Below are 21,475 nucleotides of genomic sequence, written 5' to 3' on the forward strand. Positions count from 1 at the left end.
GACAAATGATACACAATTTTTTGAGAGGGAGGTATATATGGAACTTTCTAAGACTCAATCTTGGGAGCAGTCGCTTCACTTTAAACATCGGCTTGCCTATTTGAGCAAAGCGCTTTGGAAGTCTGTGGAACAGGATTGGCAGCGATGGTTACAGCCGCATGGATTGAATATTAATGAACACCAAATCCTATGGATTACTTACCAAATGGGCACCCCTGTCCTCTCTGAAATAGCCAGAAACGGGGTTATGCATGTTTCAACCGTTTATAATTTTTCGAAAAAATTAGAAGAAAGAAATCTCATCTGTATGGTAAAACAACAAAAAGATCGCCGCCAGACATATGTACACCTGACCGAAAAAGGGAAAGCGCTTTTTTTGGAAACATTGGATCATTTTGATGCCAATAGTCACGAAACCCTACAGGGTGCCATGCCCCTCAAAGAACTTTATGGAAAGTTCCCAGAATTTGCTGAGATTGCCACCCTTGTTCGTCATATGTACGGCGAGGACTTTACCGACAAATTCAAACATCCCCTTTCTGGATACAACACTACACCCTCCTGATAAGGGGGGTGTAGTGAATCTTCTTAAGAAATATCGCCTTCATGCACGCCCTCAAATGTGATTGTCTCCGTATCAAGCGAACCGATGCGCAAATACAGCTCATCTCCAATATCGATGTCATTGATATCCACATCTATGACTCCTTCATCTGGGTAAATATGGACCCATTCTGGCATATCAGCCTGTTGACGAATCACCTCCAAGACAGTTGAACCTGGTAACTCCAGAGCACCAATAGCGACCCCATTTTCCTCGAGACGCAAATTCCCACTATCGGTTACCATTGGCAATAAATAAAGATCAACATCAAAGTTTACTCCGAAGAACTCGAAGGTGCCCGTAAAGACGAATTCATCCCCTTCCTTTTGTATACGAAACCCATCGTTTTCCGTACTCAAATATGTATTGATTTGGTCTATAGATGTCTCTGCCGAAAAAAATACCTCTCCCTCTTCCGGCGCTTCTTGTATCTCGCTTGGGGAAGGCGAGTCAGAGCCAATGGGAGATAACAAGAGCCAAAAACTTCCAGCAATAATAACGTTAATGGCTAATAAAATAAAAAATGCCCATTTCCAGTTCATATTTTTCATCCTTTGCACGATTGGTTTATCATCATGATACCATATGAAGGTCAATGATCATTTACGATCGCTGACTCAAATCGCTATCTTTTTAGGCCAATGTTTGATACAGTAGGTTCAAGAGATGTATTGGAGGTTCAGGCATGTCTATTTTCGTATTTGTTTTTTTTGCAACGATATATCTGTTTATCATTAATTCTATGACCAACTCTCTTGTGGTACAAAAAGAATTATCTGAAGAACGAATACCCAATGTTTTTACCACGATAAACGTTTTAATCATGATTCTTCTTGCTTCTACATATGTAAGGCTTTTAGTCATCTAATCATTCGCCGCCTAAATGTTCCTTACTCAACGGAAAAAGGGCTGGCTTTAGAAGCCAACCCTTTCCTTCTTAGTAGCCGCCGAAGCCGCCCCAAGAAGCTCCAATAATAATGAGCAAGATGAACAACACTACAAGCAGAGCGAAACCTCCGCCGTTTCCATATCCTCCGTAACCCATATATATTTCCTCCTTCCAAAATTTAAAGGACCCCTAGCACCAAGAGGCACCTACAATAATAAGCAAAATGAACAGGACGACGATGAGCGCAAAACCACCGCCATGGCCATAGCCTTTTGACATGATGCCACCTCCTCCCATTCCTGAGTTATACTATGTAGGGAGAAGTCGAGACGTTTGGGCACTCAACCTATAAATTGAGTTTTTCTTGTCGATATTAGAAATTCACGGGATTGGCTGCCTCAATGAAGTGCTTCCTAAACGAGGGTGAAACCCGGATTTGCCAAAAAGATTTCTTCACGAAAATAAGTCCTGTTCTTCCTTCAACTTCGTGAAAAAGTGGCAGGCTATCCTGCGTGGCTTTTTTTGTCCTACTTTTTGAACATGGATTTTTATGATATAGTTAAGATTAGCTTTCGTCATTAGAATCATAGGATGTTTATCAATTACATATGGAGACGACTAAGGGGTGTGGAATGATTGAAAAAGACAAATATTGCCCTCGCAATAGGTTTAAGCGGCGTTATAGGTTTAACAGCTTGTAATGATAACGCTGAAGATGATGCGAATAATAACGATGGGGATGAAATTGTTAACGTTAACGGGACAGCGATTACTGAAGAAGAACTAACAGACGAATTAATGGATGAAGCTGGACAAGAGATGTTTAATCAAATGGTTCAAAATACCGTATTGCAGCAAAAAGCCGAGGAACTGGATATTGGCGAAGAAGAAGTTGAAGCTGAACTAGAGGATATGCGTGAGCAAATGGGTGTCGAAGATGACGAGCAATTGGTCGAAATGTTACAAATGCAGATGCAGGTTCCAATTGATTCCGTGGAAGAATTAAAAGAAGAATTTTTACTTCCTCAAGTGGTGATCCAGGAACTTTCTATGGAAGGTGTAGAAATTTCTGAGGAAGATAAGGAAGCTTACTTTGAAGAGAATGAAGAATCACTAATCGAAGTAGAAGCGCGCCACATTCTTGTAGACGACGAGGAAACGGCTGAGGAAGTTTTAAGCGAACTTGAGGACGGCATGAGCTTTGAGGATGCGGTTGAAGAATATTCAGAGGATCCCCAAGGTGAACAGGAAGGCGGAAACGTCGGTTATTTCACTCAAGACGGACAAATGGATGAAAACTTCACAGAAACGGCTTTTGAATTAGATGAGGGAGAAATAAGCGATCCTGTCGAGTCACAGTTTGGCTATCACATCATCGAAGTTCTTGACCGCAACGACTCCTATGAAGAGCTTGAAGAACAAATTGAAGACCAGCTCACGCAAGAACAGTCCAGAATGCCACAAGAAGTGATTCAGGAATTGATGGAAGAAGCTGACATTGAAGTAACAGACAGTGAATACGACGATTGGCTTCAAGATCCAAACGCGATGCCAATGCAATAGAGTAAAAATATAGGAAACCCCCTCTTACCTGATCAGAAAAGCACCTCTATAAAATGGAGGTGCTTTTCTTCTTCCTTTATTCATTTTCCGTAGAACCTGCTGATCGTCCCGCACGTTCCTTTTCCATCCGCCGTATATAGACTCGACCTTCTTGCTCAATCCATTCGGCTTCTGCTTTTCTTTCTTGCATGCTTGTCCTTATCCACATATACCCGGAAATAATAGCTGCCAAAATAACTGTAGCTACCCACCATGGAATCGTCGTTATGGCTGTATCCGCTGTAAATCGTTGCAAGATAGCGAGTACAAAAAAGACGATGACGAGTGTAAATAACATCCGTTTAGAGCGTTGTTCCAAATCTACCACCCCTTATCGTTCCTATGTTACTTTATGTGAACGTAGAGGCTTGTATGATTAAAATCAGTGTTCAATAGGCCAGCCTTTCTCTCTCCCTTTTTTACCTGGGCTTGTAAAAGGTACGGTTTTCTAAAGCCGGAATACGCTCAGTAAAATGTCCGGGCTCCGTTTTTTCTAGCGCTTTTTCCATCATGTTCATCTTGGCATCAAGGTTATCAATATAATGTAGGATCTCCGCCTCTTTAACGAGCGGCGGTTTAGGACTCCCCCATTCTCCTTTCCCGTGATGGCTTAAGACGATGTGTTCAAGCAGCATCGGTTCTTCGCCTTCAATATTCAGTTCTTCGGCTGCTTGGTGGATTTCTGAGGCAATGATTGAAATATGGCCAATCAGCTTCCCTTCAGGCGTATATTCCGTATCAATCGGACCTGATAATTCACGAACCTTACCAAGGTCGTGAAGAATGATACCGGCATATAGTAAATCTTTATTTAAACTTGGATAAAGTTTCACCACTGCGTTCGCCAGTTCAAGCATACTAACGACATGGTAGGCAAGGCCGGACATAAACTCATGGTGATGCCTGGTTGCAGCAGGCACTTCCAGAAAACCATGTTGATATTTTTTAAGCAAATGACGAGTGAGACGCTGAACTTTTGCATTTTCAATATCAAAAATATATTGATTGACTTGTTCCAACATATCGTTTTTATTAAGCGGTGCACTTGGGACAAAATCTGAAACGTTGACCTGATCTTGATCATTTGCTGGACGAATGCGCGCAATTTTTAACTGTAGGCGTCCGCGATAATCAAAGACTTCGCCTTGGACTTGAACGATGGTTTTACCAGAATACGTCGCTTCATCTTCTGGCTTTATCGCCCATAGTTTCGCTTCAATATCACCGCTTTGATCCGATAATCGTAACGTTAAAAACGGCTTTCCATTGCTGGCAATTCCCCGAATCGACTGGCGAATTAGCATATGACGATCAATTTTATCCCCAACTTTGGCATAATAAATTCCTTTTTGCATAGTAAGCACAGTTAGACGGTACACGCCTTTACTGCTCTCCCTCCCTTATTTTATTATTTATATCTGACGGGGGAGTGTCATCTGAAACGAAACACGCCCATTTTCGTTAACAACTCCGTGCCGCCCATGATGCAGCTCGGTAATTTGTCTAACAATCGCAAGTCCGAGGCCGAATTGACCTTTATTCCCTTTTCTAAAAGGATCAAACATCGTCTGCATATCTTCTTCATCGATCGGATCCCCATCATTTTCGACGATAAGAATGACCTCTTCTTTTGTTTGCTCGGCACGAATCCAGATTGTGCTTTCAGCATATCGCATGGCATTTTCGATAAGATTTTCAAGAAGAACTTGAATATGCTCACGATCTCCTTTAAAAATAATGTCAGCACCTTGAACCACAAATTGGAGATCGTCCCGCTGCAATCGATATCGCTCTTCTAATCGATAGGCAAGCGCGCCAAACGATAAATCTTCGAGATTAATGGTCTCCTTTTTTAAATTACCTAGTTTTGTAAAATAAAGCATATCTTTAACCCGTTGATCCATACGATTGGATTCCTGGAGAATGACGTCCATCGTTTCTTCTACTGTTTTTTTGGGTAAAACCCCATCCTTTACCGATTGTGCATATGTTTTCACAACCATAATCGGCGTTTTCAGCTCATGGGAAGCGTGTTGAATGAACGTCTTTTGAGCATTGTCATAGCGAATCAGGTTTTGGCGCATGAGTTCAAATTGATCAGAAAGCTTTTGGAAATCCTCGTCTCCTTCCCAGTGAAAAGGTTCTTTCCAATTTCTTTTCGCAATTTGTTCGAAATGACTCCCCAGCAATCGCAGGGGTTTTCTGAGGTAGCGCGTGAGCCACATGACCGGAAGCAAACTAAACGCCGCTGTTATGAGCATCAAATATACAAGATTTTCCCACAACTGATTGACCATAGAATCACGATAAGAGTCCAGCATAAAAGATATATATAATATTTCGTCTACATCCTCATCATCCCCCGCGTCTACCTGCGTAACAACATAGAAAATCGTAGAGTCCTGGTTGGTCACCTCATAACGTCCGGTTCCCTGTTCTTGAGCAAAGGCTTGGTCGACCATTTCTGGGACCGCGTCTTCTACTTCTTCTGGCAAAGCCTCCAGGATATCTTCTAAATCCTCACCTGTTGCACTTCCCCCAACCTGGTCGGCGATATAGATCGTACCGACATCCCGTTCAGACTGAGGGTCAATGAGTGCATCATCTGTAGTTGGAGGTGAAAACTGGCCGCTAAGAGGGCTGACTAATTGTTGTTGATGCTGCTCAATAATACGGTAGGTCTCTTCTGTAAGTGTACCTTGAATAGATAAAGGATAAATGATGGTCAGCGAAAGACCAAGCAATACCAACAATGCAAGAAAAGATAACCATATTCTTCGCGTAAGATTCATGCGAATCATGACGCCAGAATCCTATACCCATACCCATATAATGTTTCTAAGTGAATGCGCGGCATTTTTTTACGTACGCGACGCACAACATCATCGACCGCCCGTTCAGACCCAAAGTAGTTTTCGCCCCATACGTCTTCTATAATATCTTCCCGTGATAAGGCTTTACCTACTTGTACCGTCAACAATAAAATCAGGTCCATCTCTTTTGTCGTCAACTCAACCACCTGTCCATCGTTTTGCTCATCAACAACCGTTCGACCCTGGGGATCAATCGTATAGTCGTTTAAATCAATTTTTTTATTTTCCTCCGACTCAGGACCATATACACGTGTGAGAAGTTTTTTTACACGAATAATCAGCTCTTGCGGCAAAAAAGGTTTCGATATGTAATCATCGCTGCCCATCTCAAGACCAAGCACACGGTCTAAGTCCTGATCCCTCGCTGAAATAAAAATCACTGGGATATCACCTTGTACCTCACGAATGTTTTTTAGAATTTGATAGCCATCGGTGCCTGGCAGCATAATATCCAACACCCATAGATGCGGCTTTTCGTTAACAGCTTCCTGTGCTTGATCTCCATCATGAAATAATTTTACCGTCCATCCTTCTTTCTCCATATACGTTTTTAGTGCTTCTGATAAGTTCTCTTCATCCTCTACGAGGAAAATGGTATAACTCATCTTACTTCACTCATTTCTTCGAATTTGATTTAATACTATCAATCTTTCTTTCCCATGCCAACTCATAACAAAGATCATTCTTATACCAATTATCAAGGACAATTGATCCAAATGCAAAAACCCCCCAACCGAGAAGACCGGATGAGGGAAAATCTTTTTTACCATAAGAGGCTAAGTGCTGCTAATCCAGCTAAGGGTAAGGCTAATCTTCTCCAGCGCCAGCGAGGACCCCAGCCATATCCATATCCGCCGTATCCACCATAGCCGCCATAGCCGCCAAATACTCTATAATCACCATCATAACCCATAGACTTTTGATAATGGCTCCCGTGATGACCATGTTGGTGACCGTGCATGTAATTTCCATGATGGCTGTGCATATGATCTTTTTGATGATGTCCATCATCATCTGGTTCCAAGATGATCAAGTATACATTCTCTACATCTACATTTTCAACATACCCAAAAAACTTTTGGTGATCCTTCATATCTGCCTGCACATGCCTTCCTATGTGCTGCATACAATGATGATACATTTGTTCGTTACGCTGCATATTAAAAGCCTACCTCCTTTTACAAACTACATTATTCAAATACAAGGAGGTGTGTGAATGTCCATTTCATGTAGGTAAAAAGGAAGTGTCTCGATAAAGATCTGACGTTGTTATCGGAGAAATGTATTGTCACAGAATTTATTCGCATAACGCCGAAGAATGTGTTGTACGAATCCCCTGTGCTTCCCTTGGATAACAAAGTATTGCGCTGAAATATTTGACTCGCACGCTGGAGAAGAGACGGGAAACGGCCGATTGATCTACACTAAAGTCATCGTTGGGAGTAACTTAGCGGCCAACACCCTTAACTTCTTGAACCAGGCGAAAACGATTGCAAGATGTACTATGAAAAAAACTCCGTTGTGATGTGATAACAACGGAGTTTAACTCTTATGGGACTGCCTTTTGCTTTTGAGGCATCCCTTCTTTTATAACAAGGTTATTTGATTTCTACCGCTTCTGCTTCAGATTGTTCCGCTTTACGTTCGTTTCTTTGAATCATTAATGTTTGGATAATCATAAAGATACTGCCCGTAAACCAGTAAAGGGATAATGCCGAAGGCAAGGCCACTCCGGCACCGACAATCATAATCGGCATGATATACATCATGATCTTCATTTGGCCTGCGACCTCAGAAGGCATATTACGAGTGCTTAATTGCATTTGCACGAACATACCTGCACCAGCGAGAAGGGGCATAACCATGTAAGGGTCAGGAACACCGAGGTCCATCCACAAAAAACTATGCGTCGCGATTTCTTCCGTCCGAACAATCGCGAAATAAAACGCCATTAAGATGGGCATTTGAATGACAATCGGTAGACAGCCTGCCATGGGATTAACTCCACTTTGTTGGTAAAGCTGCATCATTTCCTGCTGCATTTTTTTCTGGTCATCGGGATCTTTCATATCATATTTTTCCCTTAGTTCATTAAGCTCAGGCCGCAATTTTTGCATGGCTTTACTGCTTTTCTGTTGTTTTAAAAACAACGGAAGAAGAAAAAGCCGAATGACAATTGTCATAACCATAATGGCCAGCCCATAGCTTCCTTGTAATATTTCAGCTGTTTGGATAATCATCCAAGACAATGGAAAAACAAAGAAATGGTCCCAAACCCCTTCGCTTTCAGAAGTAATCGGTTCCTGGTTCATTCCACAAGCGCTTGCCAACACAGTCAGCATTAAAAGTACGAACATTACTGCTAGATGTTTTAATTTCAACGATTCTCCTCCTCTTGTATAAATCTAGATTAACATCGAGGAGAATGCGTTTCTTCATCGTCATCTTCATGACTTCGATCTTGCAAAGCTGGAATTTTTCTCTGTATACGTGTGACAGCAAAGAAAGGCTCATGAATGAGACATGGCTCAACTTGTCCTTTCTCGTCATATTTCAGGTAGCCAGCTGCCCATTGCATCGTATACGCTTGCAGGAGGTGGCAGTGAAAACCGATAACAGCCAGGTTCGAAATAACTAACATTATAGGAAACCAGTTGATATCTGCAAGAACCTCAACCATCATTTGTACACCACCTCCAGTTCTGTAAATTTAATACCTTGCTAGTTTAACACACATATCCGTAACATTCGAATAGGATCCTTCCCTACACGCCTAAGGGCATTGGTCATGTAGATTTTCTCGATAACAACAAAGCCCGCTTTAGGCCTTTCCATGTACGGGAATGGCTATATAACAATACCCCTCCCCGATAGATTCGCGCGGCAACCATCGCAAGCAATGTGATGGTTACGATCATAATACCGATGGATAATAATACTTCCCAAATCGCCGCTTCTCCCATCCCAATCCTTAAAAACATGATCATGGGTGTAAAAAACGGAATATAAGAGGTGATGGTAACCAACGTGGCCCCCGGATTTCCCAGACTAAAAATCGAAATCATTAACGCCACGATAACGAGCATATTCATCGGACCAATCGCTTGCCCGACATCTTCAATCCGTGTCACCACTGAACCGAGCATCGCTGCCAAGGTCGCGTACAACAAGTAACCCAGAATAAAATACAAAAAGGCATAGAAGAAGAGCTCCATTGAAAAGACCGCTCCACTCATGTCCAAAAGCGCTTGATCACCGACGACCTCGTTTGCTTCATTTACATCTACTGACCCTATCATCGTCCCGACTGAAAAGACCGCGATCATAAAAATGAGCGCATACTGCGTGAGCCCTATCAATCCGATCCCAATGATTTTCCCGAACATTTGCTGAACCGGGGAAGCACTGGAAATTAAAATCTCCATCACTCTTGATGACTTTTCCGTCGCTACTTCTGAAGCAATCATATTCCCAAGAAAAAGCACGGAGAAATAGATGATAAAAAGCAACGTGTTGACGAAAAAACGTGCCTGATTAAGTTCTGCTTCCGAGCGGGCCGTATCATCTAAAGCTGTTTGTTCAAAAGGCACAGCCTCGTCAAGTGCCTGCAGTTCTCCTTCCTCTAAACCAAGGGCACCTGCAATTTGCATTTCTTTTACACTCTGCAACGCGCTTTCTAACTGCGTGGGTAAATATGTTTCATTCACCGTGGGCGCATAAAAATGACCCTCAATCTCCTCTCCTTCCCCGGAAACGATCAAAGAGGCATCGAAACCACCATCCAGAACATCTTCCTCTGCTTGCTCTTCATCGGAGGCTTCATACACGGTGATCTGATTATCTTCGTTTTGAACCTCCTGCGCCAGTAAACCATACACATTTTCGTTTTCAGCGAGAATGAGAACATCATAAGCCTGCTCAGCAGCATCATCATCAAAAAGCTGTATGATGTTATTCAAATTCAGAAGTACAAGCATAAAAATCGCCATCGTTAATGTCGTCGCTATAAACGTTTTTGATTTCACTTTCGTCCAGTAAGTATGTGCAAGAACAATCCACAGATTACGCATAGGAGCGACCTGCCTTTTCAACGAAAATATTATGTAGAATCGGCTCTTCAACGAAAAAATGACTGACAAGCCCATTTCCTTGCAATTGTTTAAAAACGTTTATAGCTATCCGTTCATCATGAATACTCAAGGTTGTCTCCTGCGCGCTGGGGTTAACGTTCAGCACTCCTTCGCTGTTTTTCACAAAATCGACTGGAAAATTAGATCGAAGTTGAACCTTTCGTTTTTCATATGTATGCTTGATCTCCCTTAGTGTTCCATTAACCATCGGATGTCCGCTGTCCATAATACATCGGTTTTCACAAAGAGATTCAACATTTGGGTAATGCAATAGTGATGCGATCAACTGCATTTTGTATTGATTACCTTTCGATAAGTGATCCATTTTCGATGTTCGATAAGCGTGATCGATATTCAAAGGCATGCTCTTTTTCACCTCAATTGTGCCGTCATTGTCATACTAGCAAGACATCCAGTGTGGAACAAGCAAAGCGGCATGATGAACACTTGTAAGCCTTTGCAAAAAAAGATACAATTTAGATCAAAGAAGCTGAATGGAGGGGTGCACATGAATTATGCCTTAACGGTCTTTAATCAAACGGGGGAAGTATTACTGAATGAATCGTTTTCATTTGATACCGATCAGGAAGCCATTGCCCACGGCCGGAAACGTTTATCCGATGAATCGTATATGAAAACGACCCACCGGCTTGTCCGTTCAGGAAAACTGTTATTGTTCTACCGGTAAACAAATCTCTGCCCCTCCAATTGTTGAGGGGCAGATGCTAAGCATTCAAAAGTTTTGGGAAGCCTTCATTTGTTTTCTAAATACTTCTTTAATCATATAAGAAAGTCCACCCTGATCATTGGATCTCGTCACCCAATTGGCTGACTTTCGCAATTGAATCGGTGATTGTCCCATGGCTACACCCAATCCAGCGATTTTTAACACCCCTTCATCTTCCGCCTTCGCGGCCGTTATTACCATCTCTTCAGGTCGAATGCCAAGCTCATGGCCAAGATAAAGAAGAGCATCTGCCTTGTTCGCTTCCTTAAGCTTAAAATGAAGGGACAATTCTTCATACTGCTTGATTACACTTATCCCTGGAATCCTTTTTTCAATCAACTCAGCTGCAGCTGCTTCCTCCTCATTCGAATCAAAATTTGCTTTCATACGAAGGGGGGCAATCCGATGTAGATCAACATGTTCACTCATATGTTCCACGACCGTTTGAGGATAGAATAATGAATCACTAACACTCACGGTCATTTTTCCTAAAAGATTTTGCGGCTGATGCGTTCGATTTGTCAATTCAAAATTCTCATGCTCAACGATGATTTGACAATTAAAACGCTCCAATTCAAAAGCCAAATCCCTAGCCATTTCTACAGGCATCCGCTGAACGTAAAAGGGTTTATCCACACGGCCGGCAATAAATCCTCCTCCATAACAAATCATTTCGTGATCCATCTTCAACATTTTCGCGATCTTATTCGCATGCTGATAAGATCGATGAGTCACAAGTGTGACATAAACCCCCTTGTTACGAACGAACTCAATAGCTTCTTTCGTTGATCTCGCTAAACGGCTGTTTTCTTTTAAAATGACACCGTCAATACCCAAGGCTAAAAGCCGGTAATTCAAGGTCATCCCTCCTGTTCGTACTCCTTACCCATTAGTAAAAACTATGTCCGAAGAGGGAAAATTAGAACTAGCGGAATCGGATTTTGCACTGGCAGAACCCCCGATCTTTACAGGCTTCGCCCGCCTTGCTTCCGTATCTATGCTGCTTCCGCTGAAAAGAACAGCTCACAAGTCATTCATGACCTGACGCTTTCCTTTTTAGCGTAAAAAAAGCTGAGAGCATTATGCCCTCAACCTTGTTCGCCTTGGCCTTGATCTTCAGGGGAGCCATAAAGAGATTCCAAAGGCTCAGTGATGATCTTATTCATATCGCCGATGACTGTGCTCATTTTTTGTTCCTGTTCCATAAGCTTAGAAATCACTTCATGTTGCTGTACCATTTCATATTGCTTTTGCGCTTGCGTAATTTCTTCTTCGGAAGGTTGTTCTCCTTGCATTTGCTTGTCCTGTAGCTCGAGTTGAATATTGCGGAAGTTAGTGAGCATACGGCTAGCAACGTCATCCTCTTCCACTTCTTCATGAAGGGCTTTCAACGTCTGGAATTCGTCGCTTTCCCTTAATGCTCTTGCCAATTCATATGCTTTATCATGTAAATTTGTAGCCATGATGAGCCTCCTTTAAAGTTGATGTAAACATTTGTCTAAAATTCACCTTACCTACGATAACATGTCCATCGCTCAAAATACAGTCTAAACTTATAACAACCCGATAAGAATGATCCCCTGAAGGAAACCGATCAATCCTCCTAAGATACCTCCCAAGTATTTAATCATCTGCAATTCCCGTTTAGAGATGTTTTTTACGATTTCTTCAAGTCGTGGCAAAGGGAAGGCTTTCACTTGGTTGGTCACAATGGTATCCAACTGTAAGGCTTTTAAAATTCCGCTCAACCTCACTTCTAGAAATCTTCCTGCTTGATGAACGACGGTGTCAGTAACCTGATCAAGCAACGTAAAATCCACGTGCTCTGCCCAATCTTTTACAGGTTTATGGAGGATATCCTGAATGGGAACTTGTTGTGTAATGAGATGTACGATGTCCATACGGTATTTTTCAACCGTTTCCGCTGACAGAAATTCAGTAACTTCTTTTTGTAAAACTTTCTCATATTCCTCGTGAAGTTTTGCCTCCAGCCAACGTTCGATATCTGTTGAGGTTAATGCTTCTACAACCTCAGGATACACTCGTTCAATCATTTTCTCTGTTCGCACCAAAGATCCTAACATTTGAATAATCGACCCACGACGGCGGATAAATGTTTCGACAATCGCTTTTATGTTAGCTTTTCCTTCTTCTGAGTATAAATAAATACGAAGCCGATGTAAAATCCAACGGGAAACTTCAGGGATAGCGTCTGTTCCTTTATGAATGATGGAATCTGGAACCACGTATGCGACAGGCTGATCTTGCCATTCTTGGAAATATTGATCAAGTCGGCGGGAAATGGCTGATTCGACTCTTTCCTCAACTCTCTCATCAATCGAGGACCAGGAACTATAGTGCTCAGCAATCTCCTGAATGGAGCGCTCTTCGCGTACCAGCCACCGTTTTCCCCCTTCTTTTACCCAAGCTTTCACCTCCTCTTGAAAAGCGCGCTCGGTTAAACGGCCTTGAAGCCCTTCTACCGTTAACAAATGCTCCATGACCACCCTGCCTAAATGATGAGCGATCTCATCGTGTCGTTTTGGAATTAATCCTGGCGTAAAGGGAAGTTTCCATGACCCGATATACATCGGTTTTCGCGGACGAAACAACATCGAAACAGCAATAATATTTGTCACAAATCCTATAAGGGCCGCCAATGCGACGGTAAACAGTAGTAATAACCAGCCATTCATCTTCAAGACTCCTCATCTAAGACATACTTCCGTAGTCATGATACCATAAAGAAAGGATGGAGATCATGAGAAGCAAGGGGGCCGACATCGTGCTTACGCATTTTCAATTTAAAACATTAAAAAACAACTGGATAAGTAAAAAATGGAAGGTATCTTTTTTTCATCAAGGAAAACTTTGTGAGGGGATCTATTTACAGGATGGAACCATTGAATGGGAAAACAAGCCTAGTGTTGAACAGTTAGAAAAGGTGGAAATGCAAGTCCATGATTTAATGCTGTATCATATCTATGAAGATCATGACCCCAATCAATAAAGGAAAAGATGGATGACTGAAAAAAGGCAGCCGAAGCTGCCTTTTTAGCCATCGTTATTCAATTATTGTTGATAGCCGTTCATTTGCTGTTCAGCCATCTGTACTAAGCGTTTAGTGATCTCACCACCAACAGAGCCGTTGGAGCGGGAAGAAGCATCTCCGCTTAGCTGTACACCAAACTCCTGAGCAATCTCTGTTTTCATTTGATCGAGTGCTTGTTGTACCCCTGGTACAACTAGTTGGTTTGAGTTGTTGTTGTTGTTAGCCAATGTAATTCACCTCCCTGTCGCTTGGTAACTATAGTTTGTATCGAAAATCGAACTCTATCCTTTATTTATATTAGTAACTTCATCCAGTATCTTATGTTAAAAACAAATCAAAGCTGGCATTGCCACCTCAGTGTAATGCCAGCTTTATTATCATAGGGAGCTTTTTACTGCAGATTTTCAATTTCCTTCAGCGTTTCTGGATTTTCCAAGGAGTCCAAATTTCCTGTTGATTTTCTTAAAAAGGCAGCTTTTAATACACGCCGCATCACCTTTGCATTTCGCGTCTTCGGTAAATCCTTGACAATATAAATGGAATGCGGACGTAACGCTTTCCCAAGATGATCGACGATCCTTCTCATTAAGGAGTGAACGAGGTTGTTATCGTCTTTAGAGACAACTACGAATGCGACAGGCACTTCCCCTTTCATTTCATCAGGAATACCTACGACCGCCGCCTCGACAACATCACTGTGATCAACGAGAATTGACTCCATTTCCGCTGGTCCCAAACGCTTCCCAGCAACATTAATAATATCGTCTGAACGTCCGGTTATCGTCCAGTATCCATCCTTGTCACGTTTCACCCAATCACCATGTGTCCAAACATCGCTGTATTTTTCCCAATACGTTTTTTCGTATCGATCAGGATCGTTCCAAAATCCATTCGTCATTCCAACCCATGGTTTTTCAATCACAAGTTCGCCAATTTCATCGTCGACTTCCTCTCCATGCTCATTATAAACATTTGCTGCCATCCCTAGCATGGAGGCATTAAACGTGACCGGCGAAATCGGCTTAATGAGTACATTTGTTAGAATGCCGCCAGAAATTTCAGTACCGCCTGCATAGTTGATAATTGGAACTTGGCCTTTTCCTATCTTATAAAATAACCATTTCCAAGGATCCGGATTCCATGGTTCACCGGTAGAAGCGATCGCCTTTAAATTGGGAAAAGAAACGGCCGGTACAGCTTCATCTCCATGACGCATCAATCCTTTAATTAGCGTAGGCGAGATCCCTAAATGAGTGAGTTTCTCCTCCCTTGTGACTTCCCAAAGCCGGCCGACATGAGGATAATCAGGCGATCCTTCATACATCACCATTGTGGCTCCGTTCACCAACGCGCCGAAAACGAGAAAAGGTCCCATCATCCAACCCATATCCGTTACCCAACAAACTCGGTCTCCCTGTTTCACATCCATACTAAATGCAGCATCAAAAGCTGCCTTTATTGGAAAACCGGCATGCGTGTGTACGGTTCCCTTCGGATTTCCAGTTGTACCTGACGTGTAAAGCAGCAGAAGGGGGGCATCAGGTTTCATTACCTCTGGTTCGCGCTCATTATGAAGTGGCGTTTGGAGCGAAGACCAAGATATGAATCCTTCCCCTTCCACCTTAGATTCCAAGCGTGGGACAACAACCACGTGCTGAATAGATGGAGATAACTCTGCAGCTTTTGAAGCCTCCTTTTGCATGTGAACGGTTTTCCCCCGTCGATAAAAGCCATCAGCTGTAATCAGTATTTTTGCTTCTGATGCCTTAAGACGTGTAGCAACCGCTTCTGCTCCGTAACCTGAGAATGTTGGTACTACGATGGCTCCCAATTTTGCAGCTGCCAGGATGGTAATAACGGTTTCTGGAATCATTGGCAAGTATACACCAATTACATCCCCTTTTTGGATGCCCTTTGACTGCAGGCCGCTGGCACACGTGCGACAAGCTTCTTCCAGTTCCTTAAACGTATAGGTCCTGATTTCCCCTTTTTCACCTACCCAATGGATGGCCGTTATATGGCGGGAAGCTTCAATTTCTGCCCATTTTGTCACGACACTTTCATAAATATTTATCTGGCCCCCAGAATACCATTTCGGCCATTTCACGCCAGCTGTGAAGTCTGCAGCTGTTTTATATGGTTTCCTCCAAACGATCCCGAGAGCCTTTTCCAATTCTTCGGAAAACCAGTTGACGTCGTTAATGGAAGCTTGATATAAGGATTCGTAAGACTCAAATCCCAATTGCTTCATCCATTGATACAAACGCGTATGCTCACTTGTTTCAGGATTTGGATACCATATCATTTCGTCCCTCATCTCATCACCCCCATTATTCGTTAAATCACAGCGTTTCTATCCATCGGTCCGTTACACAGGATCAACGCTGTGCTTTTTAGCAGGCGGCAATATTTTTTTCTGTCTGTAAATGTTAAATCGCGAGACGAGTACTTGCCTTAGATCTTCAGGCTCGACAATATCATCGATGACGAGTTCAGATCCTAAACGGTAGATATCAATGTTTTCTTGGTACTCTTTACGTTTTTCAGCAATATAAGCTGCCCTTTCCTCTTCAGGGAGGCTTGCAATTTTATTGGCATACACCGCATTTACCGCTGCTTCCGGACCCATGACAGCAATTTGTGCGCTCGGCAGCGCCACACAATAATCCGGCTCAAACGCTGGACCAGCCATTGCATACAGACCTGCACCATAAGCCTTACGGACGATAACGGAGATTTTCGGCACCGTCGTGCTTGCCATTGCTGAGATCATTTTCGCCCCGTGGCGGATGATGCCCGCACGTTCCACTTTTGTTCCGATCATAAATCCAGGGACATCTGCCAAAAATAACAATGGGATGTTAAAAGCATCACAAAGATTAATAAAGCGAGCGGCTTTATCCGCAGAGTCGTGAAAGAGCACACCGCCTTTAGCTTTAGGTTGATTGGCAACGATACCAACCACCTCACCATCCATCCTGGCCAATGCCGTAATGATCTCAGGTGCGAAGAGCTTCTTCATTTCAAATAGGCTGCCATCATCAATGATATGTTTGATAAAGGTGTACATATCAAAAGGAGCATTTTGATTTTTTGGGAGGAGGTCCGCTAATTCCCGATCTCCAATTTCTGGTGCCTTGGGAGGCTCTGAAGCAGGCTTTTCACGAAAATGTTCCGGAAAATAGGAAATATATTGACGAGCTTTGAGAATGGCATCATCTTCATCTGCAGCAAGAACATCTCCACAACCGGAGACACTGCAGTGCATGTGCGCCCCTCCCATTTCTTCCAAACTGACATTTTCGCCAATCACCATCTCCGCCATGCGCGGTGATCCTAAATACATCGATGCGTTTTTATCAACCATCATTACGACATCACAAAATGCTGGGATGTACGCCCCTCCAGCAGCAGACGGTCCGAATAACAGACATACTTGTGGAATTTGACCGGAGAGACGAACCTGGTTATGGAAAATTCGGCCGGCCCCGCGGCGCCCTGGAAACATGTCAATCTGATCAGTAATACGTGCGCCGGCAGAATCAACTAGATAAAAAATCGGGCACTGGAGGTTTTCAGCCTGCTCCTGAATCCGAATGATTTTTTCGACGGTACGCGCTCCCCATGACCCCGCCTTTACTGTAGAGTCATTGGCCATAAAACAGACTTGCTGCCCGTGAATATGACCGATACCAGTAACTACGCCATCTGCAGGCAGGTCATCAGCCATGACGTTGGCAAATTTACCATCTTCAAGCATAAAATCGTTTTCGTCGAGCAATAGACGTAACCGTTCACGGACGAATTTTTTCCCTTTTTCCGCGTTCTTATTGTGATTGCGCTCCGCCCCGCCTTGTTCTATCGTTTTCACAATGCTTTCGTGATCGTTTCTATTTGTCATAGCAACCTCCATCACTCGCCCTTATACACAGGCGATCGTTTCTCTTTAAAGGCACGAATGCCTTCTAAACGATCGTTTGTAGGTACTGTTTTTTGATAGGCTTTTGTTTCAATTTCCAAACCAGCCTGAATATTCGTTTCCAAGCCATCATCAATCGCTCGTTTTGCTTGACGCAAGGCTAATGGTCCGTTTTTGCCAAGTTTCTTTGCAAAAGCAAGCGCCTCTTCTTCTACCCTCTCGATAGATGTGCAGAACTCCAGCAGCCCAAGCCCATGTGCTTGTTCACCTGTAAGCATTTCCGCGGTATAAATAAGGTTTTTTGCATTTCCCGGTCCGATCAAACGTGCTAGCCTTTGCGTCCCGCCTGCTCCTGGAATGATCGCAAGAGAGGTTTCTGGTAGCCCATATTTGCTTTCATGAGCCCCGATTCGAATATCGCAGGCAAGTGCAAGCTCAAGGCCACCGCCAAGAGCACTGCCGTTTAATGCGCCAATGACAGGTTGAGGTAAAGATGCAACCGCGTTCACCGTTTCTTTTATATGAGCAACGGCAGCGATGACTTCTTCTTCATTCATTCCCGCCCGTTCTTTCAAATCGGCCCCCGCACTGAACATACGATTTCCAGCAGCTGTTAAAATGACCACATGGGTATTTCCATCTTCCTTGATGCTTTGGAGTTTATCAGCTAGTGCTTCAAGGAGCTCCTGGGATAATGCATTAGCAGCTTCGGGACGATTGATTCGAAGACGAGTGATTCCGCCTTCCAACTGTTCACATTGAATCCATGCGCTCATGAATAACCTCCCTCTCTATTCGATTTCGAATAAAGCATCGCCTTCATTGACAAATTCCCCTTCTTCTTTTAAAACAGCTTTTATTTCGCCACCTGTTTCTGATTCTACCGGAATCTCCATCTTCATGGATTCCAAAATCGCCACTTCTTCACCCGTCTCTACTTTGTCTCCAATTTGTTTCAGTACCTTCCATAAATTCCCCGCCATGCTAGCTTCAATTTTTGTCATGATGTTTTCACTCCCCGTGCAAATTTAGAAATGTTCTTTTACAAAATTCGTCGTTACTTGTCCGTTTACAACCTTCGGGTGTCGTGTAATTTCCTGTAAAAAAGGAATATTGGTACGAATCCCCTGTATATTACATTCGTCTAGCGCCTGTCTAAGTCCTGCTATCGCCTCCGCACGTGTCTCACCAATACCGATCAATTTTGCAAGCATCGGATCATAAAAAGGGGTGACTTCTGTGCCGGAACGAACGCCGGTGTCCAGTCGAATATGTTCTCCTTCAGGGACATCGAAAACTTCAATTGTCCCCGGGGAAGGGAAAAAGGTCTTTGGATCTTCTGCATATATTCTAGCTTCGATGGCATAGCCCTGCCAATCAACCTCTGATTGCTGAACGGAAAGGGCTTCTCCCGCTCCCACATGTAACTGTTCCTGAACAATATCTATATTCGTTACCACTTCGGTGACGGGATGTTCGACTTGAAGCCTCGTATTCATTTCCAGAAAATAAAATTCATCCTCTTCCACTAAAAATTCAAGCGTTCCCGCGCTTTCGTATTGTAACGATTTCGCCGCTTGAATGGCAGCGTGGCGTAACTGTTGCCGTAACCCTTCCGAGAGACCGGTGGCCGGTGCTTCTTCCAGCACTTTTTGATGCCGCCGCTGAATCGAGCAATCTCTCTCTCCAAGGTGAATCACATTTCCATAAGTATCACCAAGGACCTGGACTTCAATATGGCGCGGGGATTCTAACGCTTTCTCAATATACAGGGAGCCTGAACCAAAATAATTCGCCGCCCGGCGTTGATTGCTAGAAAACGCTTTCTTTAACGCTTCTGCGTCTTGCGCTATTTCCATACCAATCCCGCCACCGCCAGCTGCAGCTTTTACCATGACCGGGTATCCGATGCTTTCTGCAAAGGAGACGGCTTCATCTGCACTGGAAACCGGTCCATCTGAACCCGGAACAACCGGTACCCCCGCCGCTTGCATCTGTTTTCGTGCCGCAACCTTATCCCCCATAATCGAAAGCGTTTCCGGTTTTGGCCCAATAAAGGTAATACCCTCTTCACGACACCTGCGACAAAAATCAGCGTTTTCTGATAGAAATCCATATCCCGGATGAATGGCATCAACCTTTGCCTTTTTGGCTATATAGAGTACCTTCTCCATATTGAGGTAGCTGTCTGTGGCTTTCGCCGCACCTGCCTCGAAGGCTTCATCGGCCTGTTCTACATGCAAAGCATGACGATCAGCTTCTGAATAAATAGCAACGGTTTGTACTCCAAGTGATTGACAGCTGCGAATAATACGACAGGCAATTTCTCCGCGATTAGCGATCAATACTTTATTGAACATGTAAGCGTCCTCCTAAAAACAGCCAATTTCTCTAGCAATGACCATGCGTTGAATTTCTGATGTCCCTTCACCGATCTCCATCAATTTCGTATCTCTTAACATTCGTTCAATTCCAAATTCTCTCATATAGCCATACCCCCCATGGATTTGCAGTGCCTGATTGCAAACTCTGGTGGCCATTTCTGAAGAAAATAACTTGGCGTACGCTGCTTCTTTTTTGAACGGTCGATTCTGATCCTTAAGCCATGCTGCTTTATGAACGCTTGTTCTTGCGAGGTCGATTTCCATCGCCATGTCCGCTAACTTAAATTGAATGGCTTGAAATTTCCCGATGTTTTCACCGAATTGCTTTCGTTCGTTAGCATAGGCAAGCGCCTTTTGATAGGCTGCTTCTGCAATACCAACGGCCAAAGCCCCGATTGATATTCGTCCTCCATCAAGTGTATGAAGAAACTGTCCAAAACCTTTATCAGGATCGCCAAGAATATTTTCCTTTGGTACTTCAACGTCATTTAGCACAAGCTCTGTTGTATTCGAACCGCGCACCCCCATTTTTTCATAGGGGGATGTGATTTTGAACCCGGGTGAATCAGTCGGAACAATAAATGCGGAGATAATGTTTTTCCCGTTTTTCTTTTGACCGTTTACCGCTGTAATCGTGACCGCTTGGGCGTATGATGCATTTGTAATCCAACATTTTTCTCCGTTGATCACGTAACGATCCCCTTTAAGGACAGCTGTCGTTTTCGTACCGCCCGCATCAGAGCCGGCATTTGGTTCCGTCAAACCGAATGATCCTAACGTATCCCCCTTTGCAATCGGAACTAAAAATGTTTCTTTTTGCTTTTCCGTACCAAAATTAGCTAAAGGACCAGCACCAAGGGATACGGAAGCTGCATAACTTAACCCTGTACCTCCGCATGCTTTGCCAATTTCTTCGACAGCTAGTGCATAAGAAATCGTATCTGCACCTGCACCGCCATATTTTTCGGAAATCGGGAGTCCTAACAGCCCAAGTGACCCCATTTTTTCAAACGTTTCCTTTGGAAAACGATCATTTCGATCCACCTCATCGGCGATCGGGGCTACCTCTGTTTCCGCAAAATCCCGGACCATATCTCTGATCATACGCTGTTCTCTTGTTAATTCAAAGTCCATACCTTTCCCCCTTAATAAAGACTGAGCAAGCGCTCAATCAGTTAACTGAAATCGCTTACATCAAGCGTACTATAATAAATGGTATCCGTCCAGGTTTAAATGGAAAAAAACAACTTATTTACCTAAAATCTTAAATGTTGTTCTAGTGTAGAAAAGGGAAT

General features: G+C 43.3%; 26 protein-coding genes. 4 read left to right on the forward strand and 22 right to left on the reverse strand.

Going from position 1 to position 21,475, the window contains the following annotated elements; genetic code table 11:
• Window positions 1-37 precede the first annotated feature (37 nt).
• Window positions 38-565 (forward strand): HTH-type transcriptional regulator Hpr, encoded by a 528-nt coding sequence (locus HNR44_RS07340; protein WP_184403407.1) that lies wholly within the window; start codon window positions 38-40, stop codon window positions 563-565.
• A gap of 23 nt (window positions 566-588) precedes the next feature.
• Here the strand turns inward: HNR44_RS07340 and HNR44_RS07345 are convergent, their stop codons facing one another.
• From HNR44_RS07345 to HNR44_RS07355, 3 genes are all read right to left on the reverse strand, one after another.
• The gene (locus HNR44_RS07345; RefSeq protein WP_184403408.1) at window positions 589-1,146 is read right to left on the reverse strand and encodes a YpmS family protein; all 558 of its coding nucleotides are present in this window, start codon (window positions 1,144-1,146) and stop codon (window positions 589-591) included.
• A 395-nt stretch (window positions 1,147-1,541) separates the two neighbouring features.
• Window positions 1,542-1,649, reverse strand: coding sequence for a YjcZ family sporulation protein (locus HNR44_RS07350; RefSeq protein WP_184403409.1), 108 nt, complete (start codon window positions 1,647-1,649; stop codon window positions 1,542-1,544).
• A 33-nt stretch (window positions 1,650-1,682) separates the two neighbouring features.
• Window positions 1,683-1,772 (reverse strand): YjcZ family sporulation protein, encoded by a 90-nt coding sequence (locus tag HNR44_RS07355; RefSeq protein WP_184403410.1) that lies wholly within the window; start codon window positions 1,770-1,772, stop codon window positions 1,683-1,685.
• Between the two features lie 357 nt (window positions 1,773-2,129).
• Here HNR44_RS07355 and HNR44_RS07360 point away from each other — a divergent pair, with 357 nt between their 5' ends.
• Window positions 2,130-3,056, forward strand: coding sequence for a peptidylprolyl isomerase (locus HNR44_RS07360; protein ID WP_184403411.1), 927 nt, complete (start codon window positions 2,130-2,132; stop codon window positions 3,054-3,056).
• Between the two features lie 76 nt (window positions 3,057-3,132).
• Here HNR44_RS07360 and HNR44_RS07365 read toward each other — a convergent pair whose 3' ends face one another.
• From HNR44_RS07365 to HNR44_RS07405, 9 genes are all read right to left on the reverse strand, one after another.
• The gene (locus HNR44_RS07365; protein WP_184403412.1) at window positions 3,133-3,414 is read right to left on the reverse strand and encodes a sporulation YhaL family protein; all 282 of its coding nucleotides are present in this window, start codon (window positions 3,412-3,414) and stop codon (window positions 3,133-3,135) included.
• Window positions 3,415-3,514: 100 nt separating this feature from the next.
• Complete coding sequence (gene yhaM, locus HNR44_RS07370; RefSeq protein WP_184403606.1) at window positions 3,515-4,450, reverse strand: 3'-5' exoribonuclease YhaM; 936 nt, start codon at window positions 4,448-4,450, stop codon at window positions 3,515-3,517.
• A gap of 57 nt (window positions 4,451-4,507) precedes the next feature.
• A complete protein-coding gene (locus HNR44_RS07375; protein ID WP_184403413.1) occupies window positions 4,508-5,896 on the reverse strand; it encodes a sensor histidine kinase in 1,389 nt (462 codons plus the stop codon).
• Window positions 5,893-6,573 carry a response regulator transcription factor gene (locus HNR44_RS07380; RefSeq protein ID WP_184403414.1) on the reverse strand — a complete coding sequence of 227 codons (681 nt, stop codon included), beginning with the start codon at window positions 6,571-6,573 and terminating at the stop codon, window positions 5,893-5,895. Before HNR44_RS07380 ends, HNR44_RS07375 begins: the two co-directional genes overlap by 4 nt.
• A gap of 158 nt (window positions 6,574-6,731) precedes the next feature.
• Window positions 6,732-7,127 (reverse strand): hypothetical protein, encoded by a 396-nt coding sequence (locus HNR44_RS07385; protein WP_184403415.1) that lies wholly within the window; start codon window positions 7,125-7,127, stop codon window positions 6,732-6,734.
• A gap of 439 nt (window positions 7,128-7,566) precedes the next feature.
• Complete coding sequence (gene yidC, locus HNR44_RS07390; RefSeq protein ID WP_246407025.1) at window positions 7,567-8,349, reverse strand: membrane protein insertase YidC; 783 nt, start codon at window positions 8,347-8,349, stop codon at window positions 7,567-7,569.
• A 29-nt stretch (window positions 8,350-8,378) separates the two neighbouring features.
• Entirely contained in the window at window positions 8,379-8,651 is a 273-nt protein-coding gene (locus HNR44_RS07395) for a hypothetical protein (RefSeq protein ID WP_184403416.1), read from the reverse strand.
• Window positions 8,652-8,754: 103 nt separating this feature from the next.
• Window positions 8,755-10,038 carry an ABC transporter permease gene (locus HNR44_RS07400; RefSeq protein ID WP_184403417.1) on the reverse strand — a complete coding sequence of 428 codons (1,284 nt, stop codon included), beginning with the start codon at window positions 10,036-10,038 and terminating at the stop codon, window positions 8,755-8,757.
• Complete coding sequence (locus HNR44_RS07405; protein WP_184403418.1) at window positions 10,031-10,462, reverse strand: ATP-binding protein DrrA1-3 family domain-containing protein; 432 nt, start codon at window positions 10,460-10,462, stop codon at window positions 10,031-10,033. Before HNR44_RS07405 ends, HNR44_RS07400 begins: the two co-directional genes overlap by 8 nt.
• A 144-nt stretch (window positions 10,463-10,606) precedes the next feature.
• Between HNR44_RS07405 and HNR44_RS07410 the strand changes: the two genes are divergently transcribed.
• A complete protein-coding gene (locus tag HNR44_RS07410; protein WP_184403419.1) occupies window positions 10,607-10,786 on the forward strand; it encodes a YhzD family protein in 180 nt (59 codons plus the stop codon).
• Between the two features lie 45 nt (window positions 10,787-10,831).
• Here HNR44_RS07410 and HNR44_RS07415 read toward each other — a convergent pair whose 3' ends face one another.
• From HNR44_RS07415 to HNR44_RS07425, 3 genes are all read right to left on the reverse strand, one after another.
• Window positions 10,832-11,683 (reverse strand): HAD hydrolase family protein, encoded by an 852-nt coding sequence (locus HNR44_RS07415; protein ID WP_184403420.1) that lies wholly within the window; start codon window positions 11,681-11,683, stop codon window positions 10,832-10,834.
• A gap of 230 nt (window positions 11,684-11,913) precedes the next feature.
• Window positions 11,914-12,288 (reverse strand): YlbF/YmcA family competence regulator, encoded by a 375-nt coding sequence (locus HNR44_RS07420; protein WP_184403421.1) that lies wholly within the window; start codon window positions 12,286-12,288, stop codon window positions 11,914-11,916.
• Between the two features lie 90 nt (window positions 12,289-12,378).
• Window positions 12,379-13,521 carry a DUF445 domain-containing protein gene (locus HNR44_RS07425; RefSeq protein WP_184403422.1) on the reverse strand — a complete coding sequence of 381 codons (1,143 nt, stop codon included), beginning with the start codon at window positions 13,519-13,521 and terminating at the stop codon, window positions 12,379-12,381.
• A gap of 65 nt (window positions 13,522-13,586) precedes the next feature.
• Here HNR44_RS07425 and HNR44_RS07430 point away from each other — a divergent pair, with 65 nt between their 5' ends.
• Entirely contained in the window at window positions 13,587-13,835 is a 249-nt protein-coding gene (locus HNR44_RS07430; protein ID WP_221434211.1) for a DUF5342 family protein, read from the forward strand.
• Between the two features lie 62 nt (window positions 13,836-13,897).
• On the opposite strand, the gene HNR44_RS07435 is transcribed toward HNR44_RS07430, so the two are convergent.
• From HNR44_RS07435 to HNR44_RS07465, 7 genes are all read right to left on the reverse strand, one after another.
• Window positions 13,898-14,104, reverse strand: coding sequence for an alpha/beta-type small acid-soluble spore protein (locus HNR44_RS07435; RefSeq protein ID WP_184403423.1), 207 nt, complete (start codon window positions 14,102-14,104; stop codon window positions 13,898-13,900).
• 164 nt (window positions 14,105-14,268) lie between these two features.
• On the reverse strand, window positions 14,269-16,194 hold the full coding sequence (locus HNR44_RS07440; RefSeq protein WP_184403424.1) for an AMP-binding protein: 1,926 nt from the start codon (window positions 16,192-16,194) through the stop codon (window positions 14,269-14,271).
• Window positions 16,195-16,245: 51 nt separating this feature from the next.
• Window positions 16,246-17,778: an acyl-CoA carboxylase subunit beta gene (locus HNR44_RS07445; protein ID WP_184403425.1), complete on the reverse strand. Its 1,533-nt coding sequence runs from the start codon at window positions 17,776-17,778 to the stop codon at window positions 16,246-16,248.
• 11 nt (window positions 17,779-17,789) lie between these two features.
• Window positions 17,790-18,572: an enoyl-CoA hydratase-related protein gene (locus HNR44_RS07450; RefSeq protein ID WP_184403426.1), complete on the reverse strand. Its 783-nt coding sequence runs from the start codon at window positions 18,570-18,572 to the stop codon at window positions 17,790-17,792.
• A 15-nt stretch (window positions 18,573-18,587) separates the two neighbouring features.
• A complete protein-coding gene (locus tag HNR44_RS07455) occupies window positions 18,588-18,800 on the reverse strand; it encodes an acetyl-CoA carboxylase biotin carboxyl carrier protein subunit (protein ID WP_184403427.1) in 213 nt (70 codons plus the stop codon).
• Window positions 18,801-18,824: 24 nt separating this feature from the next.
• Window positions 18,825-20,156: an acetyl-CoA carboxylase biotin carboxylase subunit gene (locus HNR44_RS07460; RefSeq protein WP_184403428.1), complete on the reverse strand. Its 1,332-nt coding sequence runs from the start codon at window positions 20,154-20,156 to the stop codon at window positions 18,825-18,827.
• 12 nt (window positions 20,157-20,168) lie between these two features.
• Window positions 20,169-21,314, reverse strand: a complete 1,146-nt coding sequence (locus HNR44_RS07465) for an acyl-CoA dehydrogenase family protein (RefSeq protein ID WP_184403429.1) — start codon at window positions 21,312-21,314, stop codon at window positions 20,169-20,171.
• Window positions 21,315-21,475: the final 161 nt, after the last annotated feature.

Origin of the sequence: Geomicrobium halophilum (genome assembly GCF_014207655.1) — a bacterium.
Classification (GTDB): Bacteria; Bacillota; Bacilli; order Bacillales; family Marinococcaceae; genus Geomicrobium; species Geomicrobium halophilum.

Excerpts from the sequence above, each read along its gene's own strand:
- HNR44_RS07340 (WP_184403407.1), top strand. The coding sequence starts at position 38 with ATGGAACTTTCTAAGACTCAATCTTGGGAGCAGTCGCTTCACTTTAAA.
- HNR44_RS07345 (WP_184403408.1), bottom strand. The coding sequence starts at position 1,146 with ATGAACTGGAAATGGGCATTTTTTATTTTATTAGCCATTAACGTTATT.
- HNR44_RS07350 (WP_184403409.1), bottom strand. The coding sequence starts at position 1,649 with ATGGGTTACGGAGGATATGGAAACGGCGGAGGTTTCGCTCTGCTTGTA.
- HNR44_RS07355 (WP_184403410.1), bottom strand. The coding sequence starts at position 1,772 with ATGTCAAAAGGCTATGGCCATGGCGGTGGTTTTGCGCTCATCGTCGTC.
- yhaM (WP_184403606.1), bottom strand. The coding sequence starts at position 4,450 with ATGCAAAAAGGAATTTATTATGCCAAAGTTGGGGATAAAATTGATCGT.
- HNR44_RS07375 (WP_184403413.1), bottom strand. The coding sequence starts at position 5,896 with ATGATTCGCATGAATCTTACGCGAAGAATATGGTTATCTTTTCTTGCA.
- HNR44_RS07380 (WP_184403414.1), bottom strand. The coding sequence starts at position 6,573 with ATGAGTTATACCATTTTCCTCGTAGAGGATGAAGAGAACTTATCAGAA.
- HNR44_RS07385 (WP_184403415.1), bottom strand. The coding sequence starts at position 7,127 with ATGCAGCGTAACGAACAAATGTATCATCATTGTATGCAGCACATAGGA.
- HNR44_RS07395 (WP_184403416.1), bottom strand. The coding sequence starts at position 8,651 with ATGATGGTTGAGGTTCTTGCAGATATCAACTGGTTTCCTATAATGTTA.
- HNR44_RS07400 (WP_184403417.1), bottom strand. The coding sequence starts at position 10,038 with ATGCGTAATCTGTGGATTGTTCTTGCACATACTTACTGGACGAAAGTG.
- HNR44_RS07405 (WP_184403418.1), bottom strand. The coding sequence starts at position 10,462 with ATGCCTTTGAATATCGATCACGCTTATCGAACATCGAAAATGGATCAC.
- HNR44_RS07410 (WP_184403419.1), top strand. The coding sequence starts at position 10,607 with ATGAATTATGCCTTAACGGTCTTTAATCAAACGGGGGAAGTATTACTG.
- HNR44_RS07420 (WP_184403421.1), bottom strand. The coding sequence starts at position 12,288 with ATGGCTACAAATTTACATGATAAAGCATATGAATTGGCAAGAGCATTA.
- HNR44_RS07425 (WP_184403422.1), bottom strand. The coding sequence starts at position 13,521 with ATGAATGGCTGGTTATTACTACTGTTTACCGTCGCATTGGCGGCCCTT.
- HNR44_RS07430 (WP_221434211.1), top strand. The coding sequence starts at position 13,587 with ATGAGAAGCAAGGGGGCCGACATCGTGCTTACGCATTTTCAATTTAAA.
- HNR44_RS07440 (WP_184403424.1), bottom strand. The coding sequence starts at position 16,194 with ATGAGGGACGAAATGATATGGTATCCAAATCCTGAAACAAGTGAGCAT.
- HNR44_RS07445 (WP_184403425.1), bottom strand. The coding sequence starts at position 17,778 with ATGACAAATAGAAACGATCACGAAAGCATTGTGAAAACGATAGAACAA.
- HNR44_RS07450 (WP_184403426.1), bottom strand. The coding sequence starts at position 18,572 with ATGAGCGCATGGATTCAATGTGAACAGTTGGAAGGCGGAATCACTCGT.
- HNR44_RS07455 (WP_184403427.1), bottom strand. The coding sequence starts at position 18,800 with ATGACAAAAATTGAAGCTAGCATGGCGGGGAATTTATGGAAGGTACTG.
- HNR44_RS07460 (WP_184403428.1), bottom strand. The coding sequence starts at position 20,156 with ATGTTCAATAAAGTATTGATCGCTAATCGCGGAGAAATTGCCTGTCGT.
- HNR44_RS07465 (WP_184403429.1), bottom strand. The coding sequence starts at position 21,314 with ATGGACTTTGAATTAACAAGAGAACAGCGTATGATCAGAGATATGGTC.